Source organism: Parafrankia sp. Ea1.12, from assembly GCF_900465275.1.
Taxonomy (GTDB): domain Bacteria; phylum Actinomycetota; class Actinomycetes; order Frankiales; family Frankiaceae; genus Parafrankia; species Parafrankia soli.
This window is the reverse complement of sequence record NZ_UBIZ01000318.1, coordinates 1-21730: the sequence shown is the minus strand read 5'-3', so window position 1 is coordinate 21730 and position 21730 is coordinate 1. Positions and strand designations below refer to the sequence as shown.

General features: G+C 72.3%; 10 protein-coding genes. 5 read left to right on the top strand and 5 right to left on the bottom strand.

Translation table 11 applies throughout. The features are described from left to right. The first annotated feature begins 115 nt into the window (after positions 1-115). Complete coding sequence (locus tag FMEAI12_RS17060; protein ID WP_235014092.1) at positions 116-2845, top strand: DUF3962 domain-containing protein; 2730 nt, start codon at positions 116-118, stop codon at positions 2843-2845. Positions 2846-2897: 52 nt separating this feature from the next. Here the strand turns inward: FMEAI12_RS17060 and FMEAI12_RS17055 are convergent, their stop codons facing one another. Together FMEAI12_RS17055 and FMEAI12_RS17050 are read right to left on the bottom strand one after the other, a co-directional pair. Beyond that, complete coding sequence (locus FMEAI12_RS17055) at positions 2898-3251, bottom strand: hypothetical protein (RefSeq protein ID WP_112106809.1); 354 nt, start codon at positions 3249-3251, stop codon at positions 2898-2900. A gap of 216 nt (positions 3252-3467) precedes the next feature. Next, positions 3468-3734, bottom strand: a complete 267-nt coding sequence (locus FMEAI12_RS17050) for a hypothetical protein (RefSeq protein WP_146776717.1) — start codon at positions 3732-3734, stop codon at positions 3468-3470. Between the two features lie 828 nt (positions 3735-4562). Here FMEAI12_RS17050 and FMEAI12_RS17045 point away from each other — a divergent pair. From FMEAI12_RS17045 to FMEAI12_RS17020, 4 genes are all read left to right on the top strand, one after another. Beyond that, a complete protein-coding gene (locus FMEAI12_RS17045) occupies positions 4563-5993 on the top strand; it encodes an ATP-binding protein (protein ID WP_235014091.1) in 1431 nt (476 codons plus the stop codon). Between the two features lie 1184 nt (positions 5994-7177). Beyond that, the gene (locus FMEAI12_RS17030; RefSeq protein ID WP_112106804.1) at positions 7178-9595 is read left to right on the top strand and encodes a helicase C-terminal domain-containing protein; all 2418 of its coding nucleotides are present in this window, start codon (positions 7178-7180) and stop codon (positions 9593-9595) included. 466 nt (positions 9596-10061) lie between these two features. Continuing rightward, the gene (locus tag FMEAI12_RS17025) at positions 10062-10373 is read left to right on the top strand and encodes a hypothetical protein (RefSeq protein ID WP_235014090.1); all 312 of its coding nucleotides are present in this window, start codon (positions 10062-10064) and stop codon (positions 10371-10373) included. Further along, complete coding sequence (locus FMEAI12_RS17020) at positions 10370-10855, top strand: hypothetical protein (protein WP_112106803.1); 486 nt, start codon at positions 10370-10372, stop codon at positions 10853-10855. Before FMEAI12_RS17025 ends, FMEAI12_RS17020 begins: the two co-directional genes overlap by 4 nt. Positions 10856-11462: 607 nt before the next feature. On the opposite strand, the gene FMEAI12_RS39490 is transcribed toward FMEAI12_RS17020, so the two are convergent. The 3 genes from FMEAI12_RS39490 to FMEAI12_RS17005 all read right to left on the bottom strand — a co-directional run. Then, positions 11463-18518: a type I polyketide synthase gene (locus FMEAI12_RS39490; protein WP_112106802.1), complete on the bottom strand. Its 7056-nt coding sequence runs from the start codon at positions 18516-18518 to the stop codon at positions 11463-11465. A 34-nt stretch (positions 18519-18552) separates the two neighbouring features. Beyond that, entirely contained in the window at positions 18553-20172 is a 1620-nt protein-coding gene (locus FMEAI12_RS17010; protein WP_112106813.1) for a PfaD family polyunsaturated fatty acid/polyketide biosynthesis protein, read from the bottom strand. Between the two features lie 11 nt (positions 20173-20183). Beyond that, on the bottom strand, positions 20184-21730 hold a 1547-nt coding region (locus FMEAI12_RS17005), incomplete at its 5' end, for an SDR family oxidoreductase (RefSeq protein ID WP_368672083.1).

Here is a 21730-nt window from a genome sequence, read left to right as displayed (position 1 = left end):
GGACGGGTCAGCCACAGCCCACGATCATCACCAGACCGCCGACCCGATCAAGCAACGGCCCCAGCGTGTCATCCCAACACATCAACCCAGCTCAGCGGACCAGCCGCGCGGACCCGTGAATGGATACTTGATTCGGCCGACCGCCTACGAACCCGATCCGGCCGCCGGGCCCTGGGTCGAGGATTACCAGGTCATCTCATTCACCGAGCAGTGGCGAACCGAACTCACGGAGCTGTACCAGGCCGGCCGGCCAAACCGTGATGTGCCGGCGCACCTTCCCGTCAGGCAGCTCAACGCGTTGCTACGCGCGGCTGCTCCCGGGGTCGTCGCGACGGGCCGTGGCGCAGCTTCCGACGCGAGCGTTCCCTGGGTCTACGCCAGAGAAGGAACGCCGATGGCCGTTTTCACCCCACTGTTCACATCGTGGGTGATGGCCCTACGGCCGGAGCCCGAACACGACGAGGCGATGTTGCGTGTCCTCACCTCAATGCACGATGCCATGCCGGAGTGGACCGTCGAGTCCGTGGACCTGACCGCGTCCCTGGTGACCGGCGGCGGCACCGCGCGGCCATCGCCGCGGCTCTACGCCCTCTTGCCCGAGGTCGTCGCGGCCCACCTCGCTGCACGGCCATTCCATTCCGACGGGGTCGCACAGGATGTCGACTTCCGCGTCGTGGTCGGTAACCAGCTCGCTGAGCTGGTCTCCTGGCCACCCTTCGAATACATGCGGGCCGGCCGATCCTGGTTCTATTCCGCGGTCGTCACCATCACCCTGCGAACCGTCCCTTTCGCACCGAGCTTCCGTCTCCACGTCTCGACCGGAATACGGCGTTGGGCGACCGGCGCGCCCGTCTTCCTTCCCCAGGGACGGCAGGCGACCGTGCTCTTCAAGGCCGAGTTGCCCTGGATGCAGGACGCCGCGGCCCCGACGCCACGGCTGATCGCCAACACGATGGCGTTCAGTCCTCGCCTCGGCCAGGTCGACTGGCAGGGGCGAGCCCCGGTCGATCTCCTGCCCGAGCTTGACATCGTCCAGGCCTATCCCCGGGCAGCGGATCTGCGGGAGGCGCCGGTGAACTGGATCCGCGGTCAGGGCAGGATCACGGCCGGGATCATCCACAGCACAGCGATGGGCACGCACGCGGTCGGCGCCGGGCTCATGCCGGCCGAGCGGGCCCGGCTTGACGCCTGGGTCGAGGAGGGCCTGCGTCCGATGTTCCGGCCCGTACCCGCTCTCGCGAGGGGATTCACCGGCAACAAGCCAGCGTTGCTCCCCCGGGGCCAGGCCGGGAACGCGCTGAAAGAGATCGCACGGAGGCAGCAGGAGACCCGGGCACGTCGAGAGGCGCTGCTCGCCAGCCTCGACGGGCAACCGTTGGACGTCGACATTGCCTGGCAGTACCCGGAAACCCGGGACGGTCTGGTGAACACCCTGCGCGACCTGCTGGGGTTCCCCGCCGACGTCGTCACCGAAGGCCCCGACCAGCGGTGGCAGCTCGGCGAGTTGCGGGTCCACATCCGGACCGCGGAACTCGGGGCGATCGGTTCCGCTCTCGAGATCTCACGTCGCGAGAAGCAGGCCCGCGCCACGGCGCTGGGTGAGGCGATCCGGGCCCGCCGCACAGCGGTGGCCACCCGCTTCGACCAGCTGACGGGGCGGGTCGGCCTCGCGATCGTCGAGCTGGCAGGCGAGGGCCGATTCAACGGTGAGCCGGACTCGGATCCGAAGTTCGCCCTGCGACTCGGCCTCGCGGATACGGGCCGGCTCAGTCAGTTCATCCAGATCCCGGACGACACGGAGGTCGGGATCAACACCCGGGCGAAATCGGCCTGGCTCGACGGGTTCCGCCAAGTCGGAGCCGTCATCATTCCTCGGCACCGAGTCGGCGACGCTGTCCCCGGCGACCTCCAGTACCTGGCCATCTGGGTGGCGCGTCGCCGCGCCGACGGGCCGACACGGCGCGCCGGGAACCGGCTGATCGCACTTCGCGTTCGTCCTGGCGACGCCGCACACCCAGTGCGGGGGTGGCACGACACCCGCAAGGAATGGGTGCCCTACCCTGTGCTGCTGCTTGACCTCGCACGGGACGCTGACATGGTCGCCGGGGCAATCGAGGCGTCGGCAGACCGCCTGGACGGCGGCGCCGCTGTCGGCACGCGACCCACGCCGTCGGTCACCGCGGTTGAGCGCGAAGAGATCGAACGGCTCGTCAGATCAGTGCTGTACCAGGCACGCGACCGGCCGACGCTGCTGCTCGCGAACGCTGGGAACCTTCGCCGTTCCTGGCCGTGGATCGGCAACGAGACGCTGGTCCGCGACATGCTCGGGTTCGGCGGGTCGGACGTCCAACGACTCGCTGTCTACGGCCCCGACTTGCGGTTCGTGCTGACCCGGGACGGCAATGGCCGTGAGGAGGTGCCGCAGTGGTACGCACCCGGCGACGACCGGGTCGGTTTCGCCGCCGGGTTGTGGGCGGCGCCGGGCGCGGACACGGACAACCGCGTCTTCGTGAGCACCGCGGACTCATCAAGCAGCGCGAAGGCCATCAAACGAGGACTGCTGAAACTGGGCCCGCATCCCGACTGGCCGACCGGGCCAGCGAAGACGGCCTGGAACCCGCGGTACTTGGAGCTGACGGTCGTCGGTTGCCTGTCCGAAAAGGCTCTCGCGGACGCCGGGCGGGACGATGTCGGCCCGGACCAGCCCGCGGCGTGGGCCGCGTTGGCCCACCAACTGCGCTTCCACGACGACTACGAACCGCTCTCCCGGCCGCTGCCCCTGCACCTGGCGAAGCTGGCTGAGGAGTACGTGCTCCCAACCGAGTCGACCGCGCCCGCCGAGTAGAGCGCTGCCGGCCCGGTCAGGAACGGCGGCTGTGCGTAGGTTCGAGAGGAAGCTAATGCGGGAGCGCCTCGTGGACGTCGTCGGGCAGCTGAGGAACGCGGTCGAGGAGAAATCCGATGCCAGCACCGACGACCCATTGCGCCGTATCGGAATCGAGAGCCCATGGCCGGCTCATCAGCAGCCGACGGAGACCGGCACGCCCGGTGGCCTGGTGTGGCGCTGTCTCCACCGTCACCTGCCATCCCCCACCGGACGACCAGTGCGGGTGATCAGGTGTGTCGAGAGCATGCATGAAGCGGTCGACCAGCGCGGGCCATGCCGGGGTTCCCCACCAATGCCGGCAGGCCAGCCCGCCGTGAGCCGCCGCCCTCCAGAACGCGTAGAGCATCCCGCGCTCTTCTGCCATCGCCGCGAATCCACCTAACGCCTCGTCGGCGTGGTCGCGGTAGTCGTTCAGGTCGCTCCCGGCGAGTTCGACCAGCGTCGCTCCGGTCGGCAGGCGTCTGGCAGGGTTAACCAGCCATCGCCAGATCCGCTCGGCGAGCCAGTCGGTCGCATCGCTGTCTAGACCATCGCATGCCTGCTGCAGTGACTGCGGTCCGAGTCCCAGATCGCCGCGCCATCACCGGACAATCTCACGCACCCGCCAGCTGGTGTGGGCGTTGATCCGCAGCATGTCGCCGTCATGTAGCCGGCTCTGGCTGTGCCAGTCCTCGACAGGGCTGTTGCGCCAGGCGCCGTTGACGATTCCGACTGCAGCTAAATCGAGGACAGCGCCGAGGTCATCGGGATCGATCTGCACCTGATGGCGCAAAATCACCTCTACGAGTGCCTGTTCCCGCCGACTGGACATCGGGCTATCTGAAGCAGCCGGAGCCTGCTCAGCCATAACATCACTGTGCCAGAACGCTGTGGACGGAGGTCGGCGGGAGCATCCGCCTACTCAGCGCATCGGTCGTGGCGCAAGTGATGGGTCGTGACCGGGGTCCTCGAGTACGTCGCCGACGTCGGCCATCGCTGGCGCACCACTGCGAGCGCTCCCTGCGACCATCCGCCGTTGCAGCGGACGGTCGTCCGCCGCGATGCTGCTCATCGCCGCAGATCAGAGGCGCACCCTGCCCCGCTGTCATAAGTCCACGTTCCGCCGGGGCCGCTCGGTGTAGCAACGACCCGAAATGTCGCGGCGGACGGTCAGACGTAAGCATTTACGCAGGTCAGCGGGGTATACCCTGGAACGTCTGCTGCTTTAGGTTGCTAATGGGGTCGCACCCGTTGCTACATAACGATCTTCAAACGGCTAAATTGATCTCAACGGAGAGGTAAAAGGCCAGGTCACGGGTGGTGGACAGAACCGGGCACAACCCGAACCGCCACCCCACGATCCCTGGCCCCACGATCGGCATCCCCGATCACACGAACAGGCCATCTACCAGCGGCAATGCACGGCGACGCCAGCGTCGTACCCCCACCACCGACGCATCGGCCGCCGCCGCAGGATGACACCCGTACAGCCGGGGGCGCAGCCGCGCTGGTCGATCCCGCCGTCGGACTGCCCAGCCGAGCACGATCCGGTCCGGGTTGTCGGCCGGGTAGGCGGCAAGATCACAGAACCACGGATGGCGCGAGCCGCGTACGGATGGCGCGGGGTGTAACTTACATAGCAAGTAAGTTACAGGTGGTGTGAGTTACTGGGGGAGGCGGGGAGCCGGTGGCCTTTGTGAATCGCACCGACGAACTCGCCGCTCTGGAGGCGTGGTGGCACTCGACCGACCCCCGACCCGCGGTGGTGTGGGGACGGCGACGGGTCGGCAAGACCGCGCTGTTGCAGCGCTTCGCGGAGGGCCGTCGGTCGGTGTCCCACACCGGAGCCGGTCGGGCGGCAGCTGGGGAACTGGCGCAACTATCCCGTCAGGCGGCCATCGCGCTACCGGGGCGAATTCGTGATCTCGCTACTCGTCCCTACCTCGACTGGGACGACGCGCTCGACGACCTCGCCGCGGCGGCTGAGCAGGAGCCTCTCCTCGTCATCCTGGACGAGTTTCCCGAGATCGTCGCCACCTCACCCGAGCTGCCCGGCGTCCTGCGGGCCTTCCTCGACCGGACAGCCGGCCGGACCAGGCTACGGATGCTCGTGTGCGGATCGGCCGTGCGGCACATGACCGCGCTACAGGAGCAGCGGGCGCCCCTGTACGGCAGATTCGATCTGTCGCTGTCGCTGCATCCGTTCCGTCCGCACGAGGCCGCACTCATGCTGCCCGGGCTGACGCCGTCCGACCGGGCGCTCGTCTACGGGCTGGTCGGCGGAGTTCCGTTGTATCTGTCGTGGTGGGACCAGGGCGCTGACCTCGCTGACAACCTGCTACGGCTGGCCTGCCGGCCCGGGGCGCCGCTGCTCACCGAGGGACAACTCGTGCTTGCCACCGAGGTGGAGCACGGTGAATACCCGGCGGCCGTCCTCCACGCGATCGCCGAGGGTCGCACCCAGTACAACGAGATCAAGGACTATATTCGGGCTGAACCGGCCCGTACTCTGGATCGGCTCGTCGAGCTACGGCTGGTCGAACGGCTGATGCCCGTCACCGAGACAGCGCGCAGCCGTCGGCGCGTCTACCGGATCGCAGACAATTTCCTTGCTTTCTATCTCGGCGTGCTGTCTCGGTACCGCGCGGAGATCGAGCGTGGACTGGGGAAAGCACTGCTGCCAGTACTGATCGAGAGTCTGGACGACCATCTCGGCAAACCGTGGGAGGAAGCGTTTCGCGAGCACCTACGCCGACTCGCGGTCGCCGGCGCGCTGGGCAGGGACATCGTCGCGGTCGGGCCTTACTGGAACGCGGGCGGGCAGAACGAGATCGATGCGGTCGTGCTCGCGGGCAGGGACCGACACCCAATTCTGTTCGGCGAGGCGAAGTGGGCGCGCTCTATTGACGGTCGACGGATCTCCAGCCGGCTCCTGGAAAAGGCTCGCGCTATTACGTCGGCCGTTCCAGCAGCCTCGGACCGCCAGGCAGACGACGGAGCTGCCGGCCCTGACAGTGCCGGGACCGAAGGCGCTGTCCGGGCACGCCTCGCGCTGTGCGCTCGCGAGGAGATCCGTGACGCGCCGCCGGGATGTCTCACTGTCACCGCCGCCGACATCTTCGATTAGCGATATCCATCCGAGCCGCGCATGAGCTCTCTCATCGAGACTTGGCTGGAGTACGCCGCCCGGGCCCCCACGGACACGAGGAGATGGACTCCACGCTGCCCGACCTGGCGCGGGCACGCGGCCTGCGACACCATCGTCTTCGTCGAGACCCTCGCAGCAACGCCGGCACCGCCTGCCGCGAAGCCTGAGAGCCACTCGTCCCCACCCAGGCCACCCCGCCGACGCAGCGCTCATCTGGGGCGACCGGCGAGTCCGAGACATACGCGTGGATACCGCGCTGGTCAGCCGGCTCCGTGAGGTGGTTGCGACGCACTCCGGCCCCGCCGGGTGGACGCATCCGTCAGCCGTCGGTCGGCCCTACATCGAGGTTCTCTACAACCGGCAGAGGCTCCACCCCACTCTCGGCTACCGCACACCAGAACACGTCGAGCGCGCATACCAGGCAACCCAGAACTCAATCAAGGAAGCAGCATAAAGCTGGTATAGTCCCGCTACGTCGGTGTCCGAGAAACGGGCAGCACCTCAAAGGCGGTCGGCGACATCACCTACATCCCCACCTGGGAAGGCTAGCTGTACCTCGCGACCGTCATCGACTGCTACACCAAAGCCGTCATCGCCCGGTACATAGAACTTCACTGTAACGCCACACGCCGCCACTTGGGACTCCACTATCGCACCCCACGACGGGCCTACGCCGAATACCTGAAAAAGCAGGCCGCCGCGTCCATCAGCTTCATTGGACCTGTCCGGATTCAACGGGGCACATCAGGGCGCATCAGTTGGCGGTCTGGCGCGGTTCCCGGACTTCGCTCAGCGCTCTCCGGATGCCGCTGTCGAGTTTCGACGAACCCGCCCGCACGACCCGGCCCGGCGTTCAGGCTTCCGCCAGCGCGCGGGCCCGCTCCGTCATGCCGGCGATACCGGCGCCGCCCTGGTTGCCCACGGGCACCGGACCCCGGCCGTCGTCCTCGATGCTGAGCACAGTCGCCGGTCGGCGTGTTGGACTCGGATGACGACCTGCCGGGCGCCGCTGTGCCTGGCGGCGTTGGTCAGCGACTCCTGCACGATGCGGTAGGCGGCGAGATCGACCGCGGCGGGCAGCGACGGAACCACTCCTCGGCAAGGTCGCCATGTGAGCCCGCGTCACCAACCGCGGCATCGCGAGGGTTCGGCAGAATGCCACCATGGTTTCCGGATCGTTTGCCGAATACCTGGCCGGGTTGGACGAGGCAGCGCTGACGGGGTTGCTGCGGGCACGGCCGGACGTCCGGGCCGAGCCGATCCCGCGTGGGTTCGAGCAGCTGGCTCAGCGGCTGTGCGGGCCGGACTCGCTGGTTGCCGCGCTGCGCTCGATCGATCGGGACGCGGTGCTCGTCGGTCAGGCGGTGGCGGCCCTGGGACCGCTGGCCACGGTTGAGACCGTGGCCGGTCTGGTCTCGGCACCGGACCAGGACGCGCCGGAAAAGGCCGTGTCGGACGCGATCGGCGAGTTGCGCGGCCGCGGGTTGGCCTGGTTGGAGTCCGGGACGATCTGCCTGCCGGAACGGCTGGCCGAGCACTGGGCGGCCGAGATCGGCGATGGTCGACCGTTGGCCCTGCTCGCGAAGTCGGCGCTGGTGGACGACGTGCGTACGGCGGCTGACGCGCTGGGGGTCGAGGTGGACGGGCTACGCAAACCGGAGCTGATCGCCCGCCTGGTGGACGTCGCTTCCGACGCCCGCGCGATGGCCGACGTAGTGCGCCGGCTACCCAAGCCCGCGCGGGATCGCCTGAAGCAGATGCGCCATCGCTACAACCAGATCTACCTGGGCTACGCCGAGCCGGCGGCCACGGGTGCCGAACGCGCGTTGGCCGCCGCGGGCTTGGCGCTACGGGTCAACGGGCGGTTGGAGGTGTCCCGCGAGATCGAGGTGGCGTCCTGGTTGGCGCAGCGTGACCTGCTGTTGACCGGACAGCCGCGGGTCCCTTCAGCCGCGGCCTCGAGCGAGTCGACGCTGGCCGCCGCCCAGGCCGCCGCGGCGGATCTGCTCCGTGGGATCACGGCCCTGTTGGACGAGGCGCGCGCGCATTCGATCGTCGCGCTGAAGAAGGGCGGCGTCGGCCCGCGGGAACGGTCCCGGCTGGCCGCGCGGCTGGCGCTGCCGGTCGAGATACTGCTGCTCGGTATCGACCTGGCCTACGCGGCCGGGCTACTCGGCCGGGCGGACACGGGCTACGCGCCGACCGATCGGTATGCGGCGTGGCGGGAGGCGCCGCCGGCCCATCAGTGGTCCGCGCTGGCGACCGCATGGTTGGTGTTGGCACATGCCCCGACCAGCCGGGAGATCGGTGGGGGCAAGGAGCTGGCCCCGCCGCTGCCCCTGGCCTCGGCCGCCGGTGGGCTGCGACGCGCCATGCTGCGCGCGGCGCGCGGTGGGCTGTCGTTGCGGGCGGCCGGCGAACACATCGACTGGTTCTTCCCACTGCATGGATATGAGCCAGGCCAGCTGCGGGACAAGGCGGCCGCCGCGATCCGGGAGGCGGAGCTGCTGGGTGTCGCCGTTGCCGACGTGCTGACCGACTGCGGCGAACAGCTCGCGGCTCTTCTCGACGGAGACCTGGCCACCGCCGAGCCGGCGGACGCGGTGGGCGCGATGGACACGGTGACCGCGATGGACGCGTTGGCCGCGCGGGTGGCCGGGGTACTGACGGAAAGGCCGTGCACGGTGATACTCCAGTCGGACCTCACCGCGGTGGTGTCCGGCCAGCCGACGACGGCGGTCTCGCGGCTGTTGGGGACAGCGGCGGTGAGCGAGTCCCGGGGCACGGCGGGAGTGTGGCGGTTCAGCCCGGCCAGCGTCCGCGCGGCGTTCGACGCGGGCTGGACCGCCGCAGGATTGCTGGCCGATATGGCGGCGGTGTCGGAGCGGGCGGTGCCTCAGCCGTTGGAATACCTGGTCAAGGATGTGGCCCGTCTCCACGGGAAGATCCGGGTGCGGGGGATGCGCTCATGCGTCGTGGCCGAAGAGGCTTTGATCAGCGAGATTCTGCATACCCGGTCGTTGGCGAAACTGTCCTTGGTGCGGGTGGCACCCACGGTGCTGTCCAGCCCGCACGAGCCGCACGAGGTGCTGGCACGGCTGCGCGCGGCCGGGTTGTCCCCCGTCGCCGAGGATGCGACGGGCACAGTGATCGTCGAGCAGCAGCGGGAGCACCGCGCGGCCGCGCCCCGGTCGCCGGCGCGGGCCACGTCCCGGGCCCGGCCCCGGATGGACGCGGAGACGCTGGCCGCGCAGCTGCTCGCGGACCCGGTTGGCACGAACAGTGGCGGAGCGGCCAGCGGCGGGGCGGGAAACGGTGGCGCGGATACCTCGGAGACGTCCGCGCGGCTGGCGCAGCTGAACCCCGGCCTGACCGATACTGAGATCATCCTGCTGGCCGACGCGATCGAGGCCCAGCGCGACGTGTTGATCAGCTACCGGAACAAGGCCGGAAACCGGACTGTCCGGGAGATCCAGCCGCGCCAGCTGTACGGCCGATGGCTCGACGCGTGGTGTCACCTGCGGGACGCACAACGAGACTTCACCGTGGCCAATATCGAGTCGGTCGCCCCGGTCGGCTGACCCCGCGACCGCCTATGCGTCGTCTGTCGATCAACCACGACCGCCTCGGCCGCGGTGACAACGCGACCGCCCTCGCCGAGACGGCGGCCGGTCAGCGGCCGCTGATGGCACGCATGTTGGTCGCGCGGGCGAGAGCCCGGCTCGTAGCCATTCCGGCGGATACCGCGCCGTCTGGGACTACGCGACCAGAATCCACGGCCTGCGCGAGGCGGCGCTGCCGCGGTTCGTCGCGACGGCGGGGTGGGCGGCCGTCGTACGTCAACAACCGACGCATCGGCTGCCACCGCCGGATGACACCCGTCGGGCCGGGACACCGTGCCCGGCCCGGCCCGACGCGCGGGGCCCGCGGCGCACCGATGCCCGGATCAGCTATCGTCGCCAGGCCGGCTGGAACTCAAGTAGGCCGCCCGGACCCCGGCCGGGTACATGACAACGGCGACGTAATACGTCGTGTTACGTTAGCGGCATGCCGAACGTCCGGTTCACGATCTCGACAGCCTCAGATGTCCAGGCCGCGATCAGGACGCACGCGGAGGCGGCGGGCATGGACGTGTCCGCCTACATGATCGCGGCGGCCGTCGCCCAGATGGCACGTGACGACGCCGCCATGGCGGCCTTCGCGGCACTGGACGCACGCAACCAGGCCGCCTTCGAGCAGGCCGCCGACCTCCCCGAGGCGGACCCGCCATCGTTCGACGCCCTGACCACGGACGAGCAGGCCCTCGTCCACCGGGTCCTGGCCAGCGCACTCGGAACGGATACCGCGAGCGTCGCGTGATCACCCGTACCGTCGTCTACGACACCGGGATGCTCGTAGCGCTCCTGCGCGAGAACCCCACGGCACGACTACTCCACCACGGCCTACGCGCTGCGTCACACCGGCCGGTTCTCATCGGCCCGGTCCTCGCCCAAGCGTGGCGACCGGACCCGAAAACGGTCCACGCCTTCAGTCAATACCTGAAGGACTGCACCGTTCCACAAACCCGGGAAAGCACGCCACCCATCCGCGGGGCGGCGAACATCTCCGCCGGCTGCGTCGCCTGCGCGAAAACCTTCACCCTTGACTCATACAAACGGGCAGGCGCCATGCTCGCCGACGCCAAACTCCCCACGAGGAAACGGCCGGACGTCGTCGACGCCCTGGTCATCATCACCGCCGCACTGCACGCCCCCGCCCAGATCCTCACCAGCCACCCAGACGACCTGACCGCCTACACCGCCACACTCGACCGCGCCGACATCCTCGTCGAGCCGATCTGACTCTCGCCGGCGCCGTCACCCGTCGATTATCTGCCTGATGGTGCGGGGTGAGCACATCCTGCAGGTCCGGCAATGTCCTGCCCGCGCAGGCTTCGAGCCAGGCCATCCGGACGATTGCCTCGCGGACGAATCAAGACCGGCTTCCGAGCTGGCCGCACCCGCCTCCAGGCTGACACGATCATGAACCTGGCGAGCTTGCCAGCTCAAACAGCGGTTCGCATTGTGCGAGCTTTACGCTCGGCAAAGAGTTCATCAAAATCCCAGGTCACACCAATAGTCAAGGTGACCAGTGGGCAGGGGCGGGGTCGAACCGCCGACCTTCCGCTTTTCAGGCGGCCGGTCGTGCGGGTGGCCGGCGCGCGCCGCAGCGGGACAGCCAGTACAGGCCCGCCACGAGCGGCTCACGGCGACGACGGCAACATCGGCCAGCCGCCGATCCGCCGGACCTTGCCACCTCCCAAGGAACGACGGACCAACTACGTGCTCAAGCCCACGCCGAAGCAAGTTGCGACACCAGCGCATGGAGTGGCTGCGACACTCGCATCGGCTCGGTGGGCACGCCGGCCCGGGGCCTGTGCTGGCGCGGGATCCGGGCCGGCGTCGGGGGTCAGCGTGAGCGGGACATGCGGTCGGGGCGCAGGACCAGCTCGACGCCGAGCAGCTCGATGCGCGGGGCGCCGTCGCCGTCGAGGACCGCGACGTCGCAGTGGGTGTGGACGCCGTCGATCCCGCGGGCGTGCACCACCCCGCGCGCCGGCTCGCACAGCAGGCCGGGCCGGTGGATCCGGCACTCGCGCACGGCGATGGGAATGGCGCCGCCGAGCGCCCGCCACGCCCAGAGGCCGGCGAGCTGCATCCCGCCGTCGAGCGCGGCGACGTCGAAGTACCAGCCGTCGCCGCCCCATGCCAGCTCGTCGACGCCGACCACGGTCCCCTCCGCGCCGTCGGGCGACATCCCCATCAGCCAGGTGATCGCGTGGAAACGCGGGCCGTGGAAGAGCGCGCCCTGGCCGTAGATGCGGTCGCGGTGGCGCGCCGACTCCTCGGGGTGGTCCACCAGGCCGGCGGGCGTCGGCCACCGCTCGCCGGACGTCGGCGGCGACCGGTCGGGCCCGAACCTCGCCGAGTAGTGCGGGACGCCGCCCTCGCCGTCCACTCGGAGCAGGGTTTCCCCCGGCTGGCGGCCGGGCGCCGCGACGACGGCGAACCGGTGGCCGCCGCGGGCCAGCTCGGGCAGTGCGATCTTGCGCAGGACCCGCAGGTCCCGCAGTGTCACGCCGCCGGCGGCGGCGGGACTCAGCGCGAGCGCGCCGCGGGCCAGCCAGTCGAGCGCCATCGCCAGCGGGAGGACGGCCGTGCCGGCCGGGCTGTGGTCGACGAGCCAGGGCTGCGCGCCGGCGTGCACCGCGAGCTCGCCGAGGACGCCTGCGGCCGGGCCCCGCCCGGCCCCGCCGATCACGCTCGCGTCACAGCTGGCGATCATGACGCGAGTCGACCCGGCGGCCGTGGCGGGAGCGCCGTCCGGTGCGCCCGTCAGCTCGTCGGCGAACGCCTGTGCCCCGCGGGGCAACGGGATCGGCGGGATGCCGCGCCGGGTGAACGCCTCGGCGAGCAGGGAGCCGACCATGCCGCCGGCCCACGGTCCCCAGGCGATCGACCGCACCAGGCAGTCGGGATAAGCCGCCTGGTACGCCGAGGCCACGTGGTCGAGGGTCGCGTTGGCCATCGCGTAGTCGCTCTGGCCCGGGTTGCCGAACCAGCCGGCGACCGAGGTGAACAGGCAGAGCAGCCGCAGCGGGTCGCCGGCGAGCTCCGAGAGCAGGACGCGCAGCCCACCGACCTTGGTGTCGAAGACCCGGGCGAAGTCGTCGTCCGTCTTGTCTGCGATCAGCCTGTCCGCGAGCGCCCCGGCACCATGGACGAGCCCGTGCACGGGCCCCCACTCGCGCCGCACCTCGTCGAACGCGGCCGCGACGGCACGCTCGTCGCGGACATCCAGGCAGTGGTAGCGGACGGGCGCGCCGATCTCGGCCAGCGCCGCGAGCGTGGCCCGGACCTCCCGGACCGCGAGGATCTCGCGGGCCCGCGCCCGCAGCCGCGCCGGGCCGCCCGCGGTGCCCGACACCCGGGCCAGCTCGCGGACGAGTGCCCGTTCGTCGCGCGCCCCCGCCAGCCCCGGCGGCTCGTCGGCCAGCGCCGTCCGGCCCAGCAGAACGAACCTGGGCCGGTGCCGGCGCGCCAGTTCGACGACGCCGGCAGCCGTCACCCCCCGGGCCCCACCGGTCACGGCGATCACCGTCTCCGGGCCGATCTCCAGCTCCGTGTGCGCGACGTCCGCGGGCCGCGACGCGGTGGCCGATCCGGTCCGCGGGCCGGCCCGGCCGGCCGGCCGGGCCGCGTCCGCGTCCGCGGGGAGCATGACCGGTACCAGGCGCGTCCCGTCGCCGCGCAGTGCCACGACGGGCGTGTCGCCGCCGCGGAGCAGTTCGGCGACGACGACGGCGGCGACCGCCGCCGGCGACCGCCCCGCACGCTCGCAGTCGAGGGCCTTCACCGCGACCGAGGGCCACTCCGCGGCCGCGGTGGTGGCGAGCGCGGCCAGGCCGCCCAGCCACGCCCGCTCGCCACACGCCCCGCCGAGCCCGAGATCACCGCCGGTGTCCTGCACTGTGACGAACACGGCCGCGCCCCGGCCGCCCGGGTTGGCGTCCTCGGTGAGGCCGGAGCCCGCGACGGCGCGGGCCCAGTTGAAGGCGTCCCGCTGGACCTCAAGCATGGCGCCGGTGGGAGATCCGTCGGTGGCGGCGGTGTCCGGGCCGGCCAGACCGCCGAGCAGGACCACGCCGCCGCGGTCGCGGGTGAGAACGGCCGTGGGCCGCCTGCCGACCGCGAGCTCCGCGGCGACGCCCGCGTGGGTGAGCTCGTCCACCAGGGCCGCGCCGACCCCGCTGCCGCCGTCGACGACCGTCAGTGGACGCCCGCGCAGCCCGCGCATGGCCAGGCCGGGTGCCGACGTCTTCTCGAGGCCGGCGACGAACCTGCTCAGGCGAAAGGGGGCACCACCGGCCGTCCCGGGGGCGGCGGTGGCCAGCTTGGGGCCGGCGCCAGATGAGTCCGGGCCCGCGCCGGGCGAGCCGGGATCGGCGCCCGGCGAGGCGGGGCCGGTGCCGGTGCCGGGTGACTCCGGGTCGGCGGGTGACTCCGGGTCGGCGCCGGGTGTGTCGCCGCCGCCCGGTGAGCCCAGGCGCTGCCGGATCAGCTCCACGACCTCGCCGAGGGTGCGCAGCGAGGCGAGTTCGGCGATCGCGTCGGTCTCGCTGACGTCGACCGCGACGTCGCCGACCTGCTGACGCAGCGCGGAGAGGATCTCGACCTTCTTGAGCGAGTCGATGCCGAGATCGCCCTCGAGCTCCATGTCGATGTTGAGGACTTCCTTCGGGTAGCCCGTGCGCTCCGAGACCACGTCGAACAGGAGGTCCGTCACCTCCTCCGGGGTCATCCCGGCCGACGCCGGCCCGCTCGCGGGTTCCGGCTCGGATCCACCAGCCGGCACGCTCCCGCCGGCCGGCGCGGCCCCGGCGGTCGGTCCAGGCGCGGGCCCGGTAGGCGGCGCGGGCGGGGTGGCAGGTACCGGCTCCGCTGCAGGCGCCGACCCGGCGGCGGTCGGGACCGGCGGTGCGGCCGTGGCCCAGGCCCCTGTCGCCGCCGGCGGCGGCGTGGCCGGTGCTGGCGGTGGGGGCGGTGCCGTGACGACGGAGGCGGCGGCCGTGGCCGGGCCGCGCGGTGCGGCAGTGGGCGGTGCGACAGCGGCCGGTGCGACAGCGTGCGGCGCGGACGACTCGGCTGGTCCGAAGCTCACGCCGTCCACGACCCGCGGGCGGCTGCCGGGGCCGTCAGCGGCGGGTGCGCCGGTGAGCCAGGAGCACACCGCGCCTGTCATGCGCAGGAACTCCAGGTGCGCCTCGGTCATGAGCTGCTGGTAGGCGGTGTGGGCCGCGGCGGTCTGCCGGTGGGTCTGCTCTACCGCTCCCGGCCACCCGGCGGCCAGCCGAAGCGGGGCCGGCTCGGCCGGACCGGCCGACCAGGCCGGCACCGGAGCCACCGACCCCGGCTCCGGTGCCGGACCCAGCGCCGAACCCGGCGCCGGTGCCGACCCCGATGCCGGATCGGGGAAGGGGGCCGAGGTCATCACGCCGGGGGTGTCGCCGTCGGGTGGCGCCATGGCCTCGACGACATCCGCTCCCCCGCCCGCCGCGGTCCGGGCGGCGGTGTCCGCGCCGTTCGCCGCCTCGGGCCCGGCGCTGATCCCGGCCCCGGCGTCCGCCGCCGGGTACCCGCCCGTCGGCGCGGTCTCGGATGCCGGCCCGGTTCCGGTAGCCGGCCCGGTTCCGGTAGCCGACGAGTGTCCGGCAGCCGGTGAGGTTCCGCCAGCGGGCACGGTTCCGACAGCGGCCGACGCGGGCTCGATCGCCGGTGCCGGGGTGGTCGGAGCGGCGGAGGTCACGTGCCCGTTGGAACGGACGTTCGGGGGCTCGGTGCCGGGCTCGTTCCAGACGAAGCCGTTGGACGAGCGGGCGTCCCCGGACGTCTCCTGGACGGCCGGGGTGGCCAGCAGCTCGGGCGACGGGTAGTAGCGCCCGTAGTTCGATCCGTCGATCTTCACGGTCATCACCGGCTCCCGTCGCTCGGGTACGCCCCGGGCCGCCCAGAGGCGGTCGAGGTCGAGATCCAGGCCCAGGGCGGCCAGCCGTCCCAGCGCCGACATCAGCGTCGCGTCGCCGTCCTGGCCGCGGCGTTCCAGGCTGATCGCCGCGTGCTCCCGGCCGTCGAGGATCTGGTCGACCAGGCCGGTGAGCGTGCCGCCGGGGCCGACCTCGACGAAGGTCCGGACGCCGTCGGCGTACATGGCCTCGATCTGGTCGACGAACCGGACCGGGGTGGTGAGCTGGTCGACGATGCGCTCGCGGACGGCCCACGGGTCGCTCGGGTAGGGACGTCCATCGGCGCCGGCGTAGACGCCGAACCGGGGGGCCCGGATCTCGAGGTCGTCGACGAAGCGGCGCAGCGGGTCCCGCGCGCCGTCGAGCAGGGGGCTGTGGAAGCCGGCGGCCGTGTCGAGGCGGCGGGTGGTGATCCCGGTGGCCGCCAGCCGCCGGGCGGCGGCCACCACTCCGTCCGCCGTGCCGGAGAGGACGACCTGGCGCGGCGCGTTCAGATTGGTCATCCAGACGTCCCGGCCCAGCTCACCCTGGGCCGCCTCGCCGGCCCCGGCCCCGGGCTCGGGCTCGGGCTCGGGTGCGCCGAGGGCAGCTGTGACCTCGGCGGGCGTTGCCACAGCGGCGAGCATTCCGCCGGGTGCCGTGGCGGCGGCGTCGCGGACGAGCTCGCCCCGGCGGCGCGCGAGCGCGACCAGGGACGCGGCGTCCAGGACGCCGGCGGCGCACAGCGCGGCCAGCTCGCCGAAGCTGTGCCCGGCGGCTGCGCGGGGCCGCACGCCGACGTCGGTGAGGGCCGCGAGCAGGGCGAGCTCGTGCACCGCGAGTGCCGGCTGCGCCCATTCGGACGCGGTGAGCGCGTCGCGCTGGGCGGCCTGCTCCGCCTCGCTGAACACCGGCGGTGGGAACACCATGTCGGCGACAGTGCCTCCGACGGCAGCGCCCCCGGCGGCAGCGCCGTCACCGAGCCGCAGGACGCCGAAGCGGTCCCACACCTGGCGGGCGGCGGGATGGCGTAGTGCCAGGTCCCGGCCCATCCCGAGATACTGGCTGCCCTGCCCGGGGAAGAGGAACGCCAGCCGGTCGCCGGCATCGTCGGCGGGCCGGCCCGCGTCGACCTGGTAGTGGACGCCGACGGGGTTCGTGAACGACTCGTCCGGACGCCGCGCCACCAGGGCGGCCGCCTGGTCGAGCCGGGCCGCGAGCTGCCTGGTGCCGACGGCCGCGACGGCGAGCCGGACCGGCTGACCGGGGTCGAAGCGGTGCTGGCTGGCCCAGGCGAGCGCCGCCGTGCGGCCGGAGTCGAGGGACCGGTCGTCCTCGTCGGGCAGGTCGACCGCGCGCAGCGCGTCGAGGATCTCCTGCGCGTTGGCACCGCTGAACAGCACCAGCTCGCTGCCCGCCGCCACCGGTCCGGCCGCCTCGACGGGCCCGGCGCCGTTCAGCGCCGCACCGTTCGAGACGGACCCGGTCGCGACGGACCGCGTCAGTGCCCCGGCGGCCGGCGGCGAGCCGACCATCACCGGGGCCGGGGAGCGCGGGGCCTCCTCCAGCGCGATGTGGAAGTTGATCCCGCCGAACCCGAAGCTGGAGACCGAAGCCCGGCGCGGATGATCCGCGGGCTCGGCCCACGGACGTCCCACCGTGTTCAGGTAGAACGGGCTGGTCTCCAGGCCCAGGTCCGGATTCGGCTCGGTCACCTTGATCGTCGGGGGCAGGGCATGGTGGTGCAGCGCGAGGACCGCCTTGACCAGCCCGGCCGCGCCGGCCGCCGACTTGGTGTGCCCGACCTGCGACTTCACCGAGCCGAGCGCGCACCAGCGGTGGTCGTCGCGGCGGGCGTCCCCGAAGACCTCGGTCAGCGCGGTGACCTCCGTGCGGTCGCCGACGACGGTGCCCGTGCCGTGCGCCTCGAGGAGCTCGACGGTCGCGGGGCTGTAGCCGGCGTCGAGGTAGGCGGCGTGCAGCGCCCGGATCTGGCCGCCCGGTGTCGGTGCGTAGATCGCGGAGCCGTGGCCGTCCGAGGACGCGCCGATGCCCCTGATCACCGCGTAGATCCGGTCGCCGTCCCGCTCGGCGTCGGCGAGCCGCTTGAGCGCGACCATCGCCACGCCCTCGCCGAGCAGCGTGCCGTCGGCGTCCGCGGCGAAGGGACGGCAGTCCTGGGTGGGCGAGAGCGCGGGCGTCCGGCAGAAGCTGACGAAGGTGCACGGGTTGTTCAGGGCGTCGACGCCACCCGAGATGATCATGTCGGCGCGGCCGAGGGCGAGCTCGTTGACCGCGGCGGAGACGGCCGCGAGCGAACTGGCGCAGGCGGCGTCCACCGTGTAGTTCACGCCGTGCAGGTCGAGCCGGTTGGCGACCCGCCCGGCGACGATGTTGCCGAGGCCGCCGGGGAGCGTCGCCTCCTGCCAGCGCGGATAGTCCTTCATCATGTAGTCGCAGATGTGGTCCGCGTCCGGGTGGGAGAAGCCGAGGTCGCGCAGCGAGCGGTACCACATCGGCCGGCCGAGCCGGATGTAGATCTCGCTGAGGAGTTCGAGGTTGCCGCTGCCGAGGATGATCCCGAACCGGCCGCGGTCCGCCTGCTCGTAGCGGTCACCGAGAGCGTCGCGCAGCGTCTGGTCGGCCACCTTGAGCGCGAACAGCTGGGCGGTGTCGGTGGCGGGGATGATGCTCGGCGGGATGCCGAACTCGGTCGGGTCGAAGTCGACGAGCGGCAGGAAGGACCCGCGGCGCACGTAGGTCTTGTCGAGCACGGACGGATCGGGGTCGAAGTAGTCCTCGGGGAGCCAGTGGGAACGCGGGACGTCGGTGATCAGGTCCTCGCCGCGCAGGATCGAGTCCCAGAACCCGGGCGCGTCGGTCGAGCCCGGCATGATCGCGCCGACGCCGACGACGGCCACAGGCACCTGCGGCGACGTCCGCGCCGCGGTGGTGGTTGTCATGTCTGGTGTGCTCCTCTCGTCACGGGCGCGAGGCTCAGCTGGGCTCGGGCGCGAGGCGCCGCGGCGGGAACACCGGCTCGCCCACCGGCAGCCCGCAGGTGCGGAACTGGTGGGCCCGGGTCACCACCGCGGCGCCTTCCAGCAGGTTCAGCGCGATCTGCACGACCGTGCGGTTGGCGGGCTCGGCGAGGAAGCTGCCGGCGACCCAGCGGTTGAACGCCCCCATCGCCGGGCCGCACCAGATCTGGTAGTCGGTGCGCCGGCTGCCGTCCCCGGCCAGCGCCCACCGGCCCGAATTGCCCAGGTACCAGCGGAACACCAGCGCCATCCGGTGCTTGGGGTCGCGCCGCGCGCGGTCGACCTGGCCGGGGTCGCGGGTCTGCCAGTACTCGGCCGTGCGCCGCCAGACGTCGTCCAGCGCCATGCCGAAGACGTCCCGTTCGAGCTTCGCCCGCTCGGCGCCGACGATGTCGTCGAGGCCCGCGTGCCGGCGGTAGGCCTCGTAGAGGGTGCCCGCCCGGTTGGCGAACATGGTGCCCCGGTGCAGGACCTGCACCTTCGCCCCGAGCTCGAACATGTCGGCCGCGGGCGCCATCGCCACGTCGGCGATGTCCGCGCCGGCCAGCATCGCCTTGGCGTCGTCGGACTGCCCCGACTCGGCACTGAGCTGATTGACCGACCCGGTCAGCACGTAGGCGGCGCCGAGCGCGAACGCCCCCGCGACGCCCCGCGGCGTGCCCAGGCCACCGGCCGCGCCGATCCGGGGGGTGGTGCGCAGCCCGAACCGCTCGACCACCCTGTCCCGCGCGGCCTGCACCGCCGGCAGCAGCACGGCCAGCGGACGTCTGTCGGTGTGCCCGGCGCTGTCGGCTTCGACGGTGATGTCCTCGGCGACGGGCAGCCCGGCCGCGAGCTCGGCCTCCTCGGCGCTGAGCTGGCCGGCGTCCACCAGGACGCGCAGCAGCGGCGCGGGCGGCGGCGACATGAACAGCTCGGCGACCTCCGGGCGGGAGATCTTCGCGAAGACCCTCGTCCGGCGCACGACGCTGCCGTCGGGCGCGCGCCGCAGCCCGGCCGCCGCGCACCGCACCACCGCCGGGGTGAGGGTCATGAACGCCGACGCCGACACGCACGGGACGCCGTGACGCAGCAGCATCTCGGCGGTGCCGTTCTCCAGGCGTGCGTCGCCCGGCGAATGCAGCAGGTTGACACCCCAGTTGGGACGGCCGCCGAGCGCCCGGGCCAGGGTGGTCACCGCCTGCTCGACCCGGTCGGGGGGCAGGCCGCCGGAGCCGAAGAAGCCGAGCATGCCCGCCCGGGCCATGGCGATCACCAGGTCGGTGGTGGCGATGCCGGTCGCCATCTCGCCCGCGATGTAGGGGAAGCGGACCTGGTGCGCCTGGGTGAACGCCCGGTCACCGAGCCACTCCGGGTACACCGGCGGCAGCATCCCGACGACCGTGGACGTGGCCGGTCCCCCGCCGGCGACCTGGCCACCCAGCCCGGCGCCGAGCCCGCGGCCCGGCACCGACAGCACGTGCACGGGCTGCCGGATCTGGCGGGCGCAGGCGAGCAGCCCCGGTCGGTCGAACGCGGCCGGGTACGGGCCGGGGATCCAGACCAGCTCGGCCTCGGCCGGCGCGACCACGGTCATCGGGACGGCGGTCATCGGGACGTCCTCGTGACCGGCTCGCGGACGGACCGCCGCTCGCGTTCCCGACGGGCCCGGGCCAGTGCCTCGAGCCCGTCGCCGGTCGCGGTGGACGGCCGGGCGTCGGCCAGCTCGGGCTCTACCAGGTCACCGACACCGAGGGCGGCGAGCAGGTAGTCGCGGTCGATCCGGCGCCCACACGGGCGCTCGCCCAGGACGGTGCGGGCCCGGGTGTCGTCGAAGGTGTGCCGGTGCCGCAGATAGGAGGAGAAGCCGGGCAGCAGGTCGACCATCCGCTCGACGCGCGTCTGGTCCGCGGGCGGCTCCGGGACGGCGACCAGGTGCGCGGGGAAGAAGCCCTCGAACAGGTCGATGATCTCCGGCAGCGTGACCTCGGTGTCGCCGACGATGTGGTAGGTCGCGACACCGGCGGGCCGCGCGACGGCGGCGGGCTGCGCGTGGTCGGCGATCCGCACCATGTCACGGGCCGCGTCCTCCACCGCCATCACGTTGAGTCGCGCCAGCGGGTCACCGACCACCCGCACGGTCGGGCGCGGGGCGCCGTCCAGCTCCTCGGGGGTGAGCGTGACCTCGGCGGCCATCGAGACGATCATCATGACGGCCCGCGCGACCACGTCCAGGGTGTGCGGCGGGAGATCGGGGCTCGGCGGAAGGTCGGTGAGCAGCAGGCTCGGGCGGAACACCACCGCCGGCCGGCCGTGCCGGGCCGCCCACTCCCGCACGAGGACCTCGCCGTCGTGCTTCGACCGCTCGTAGGCGTTCTCGAAGCCCTCCGACGCGTCCAGGTCGTCCTCGTAGACGACCCGGGCGGACCGCGCACCGGCCACGAACGCGGTGCTGACATGGAACAGCGACGGGCGGCGCGGGCCGGCGGTGACCAGGTCCAGCACGTGCCGGGTGCCGTCGACGTTGGCGCGGTGCAACTGGCCGGGATCGCCGGCGAGCGCGGTGTCCGCCGCACTGTGCCACACCGCGTGAACGTCCTCGGCCAGCTCGCGGAACGCCCGGGCGTCGAGTCCGAGCGCGGGCTGCGCGACGTCGACCTCGACGACCCGGATCCGGCGCGGGAGGTCGGCGAGCAGCGCCGGGCCGGCGCCGGTCGCGATGAGGAAGCGCCGGACCCGGTCGAGCGCGTCGGGCGAGCCGGCGTGCGCGAGCAGGATCAGCCGGCGCCCCCGGTCGAGCAGCTCGCGGACGAGGCGCACGCCGAGGAAGCCGGTACCTCCCGTGATCGCGACCGCGCCACCGGCCGCCCGCGGGACCGTGCCGCCCGGCGCCTGTGCCGCCTCGTCCGCTCCCTCGTCACCCGCCGCCCGCGGGTCCGCGCCGCCGGTCGCATCCATACCGGTCACCCCCTGCCGGTTTGACCACCCGACGGGCACCGGGTCGTCGACCGACCCCACCCCGCCACCAAAAGGCACCATCACGCACCGCTGCATTTTCCTTACGAGCAGTACCCACTCCGGCCTCGTGCGTACCCGCGCGGGCGGAAGGGACGGTTCGCCCGCGCGGGTACGCACGAGGCCGGAGTGGGTACTGC

What these genes read in the sequence shown, in the direction of transcription:
- FMEAI12_RS17025 (WP_235014090.1), top strand. Translation starts at nt 10,062, where the DNA reads ATGCCGAACGTCCGGTTCACGATCTCGACAGCCTCAGATGTCCAGGCC.
- FMEAI12_RS17030 (WP_112106804.1), top strand. Translation starts at nt 7,178, where the DNA reads ATGGTTTCCGGATCGTTTGCCGAATACCTGGCCGGGTTGGACGAGGCA.
- FMEAI12_RS17050 (WP_146776717.1), bottom strand. Translation starts at nt 3,734, where the DNA reads ATGGCTGAGCAGGCTCCGGCTGCTTCAGATAGCCCGATGTCCAGTCGG.
- FMEAI12_RS17010 (WP_112106813.1), bottom strand. Translation starts at nt 20,172, where the DNA reads ATGACCGTGGTCGCGCCGGCCGAGGCCGAGCTGGTCTGGATCCCCGGC.
- FMEAI12_RS39490 (WP_112106802.1), bottom strand. Translation starts at nt 18,518, where the DNA reads ATGACAACCACCACCGCGGCGCGGACGTCGCCGCAGGTGCCTGTGGCC.
- FMEAI12_RS17055 (WP_112106809.1), bottom strand. Translation starts at nt 3,251, where the DNA reads ATGGCAGAAGAGCGCGGGATGCTCTACGCGTTCTGGAGGGCGGCGGCT.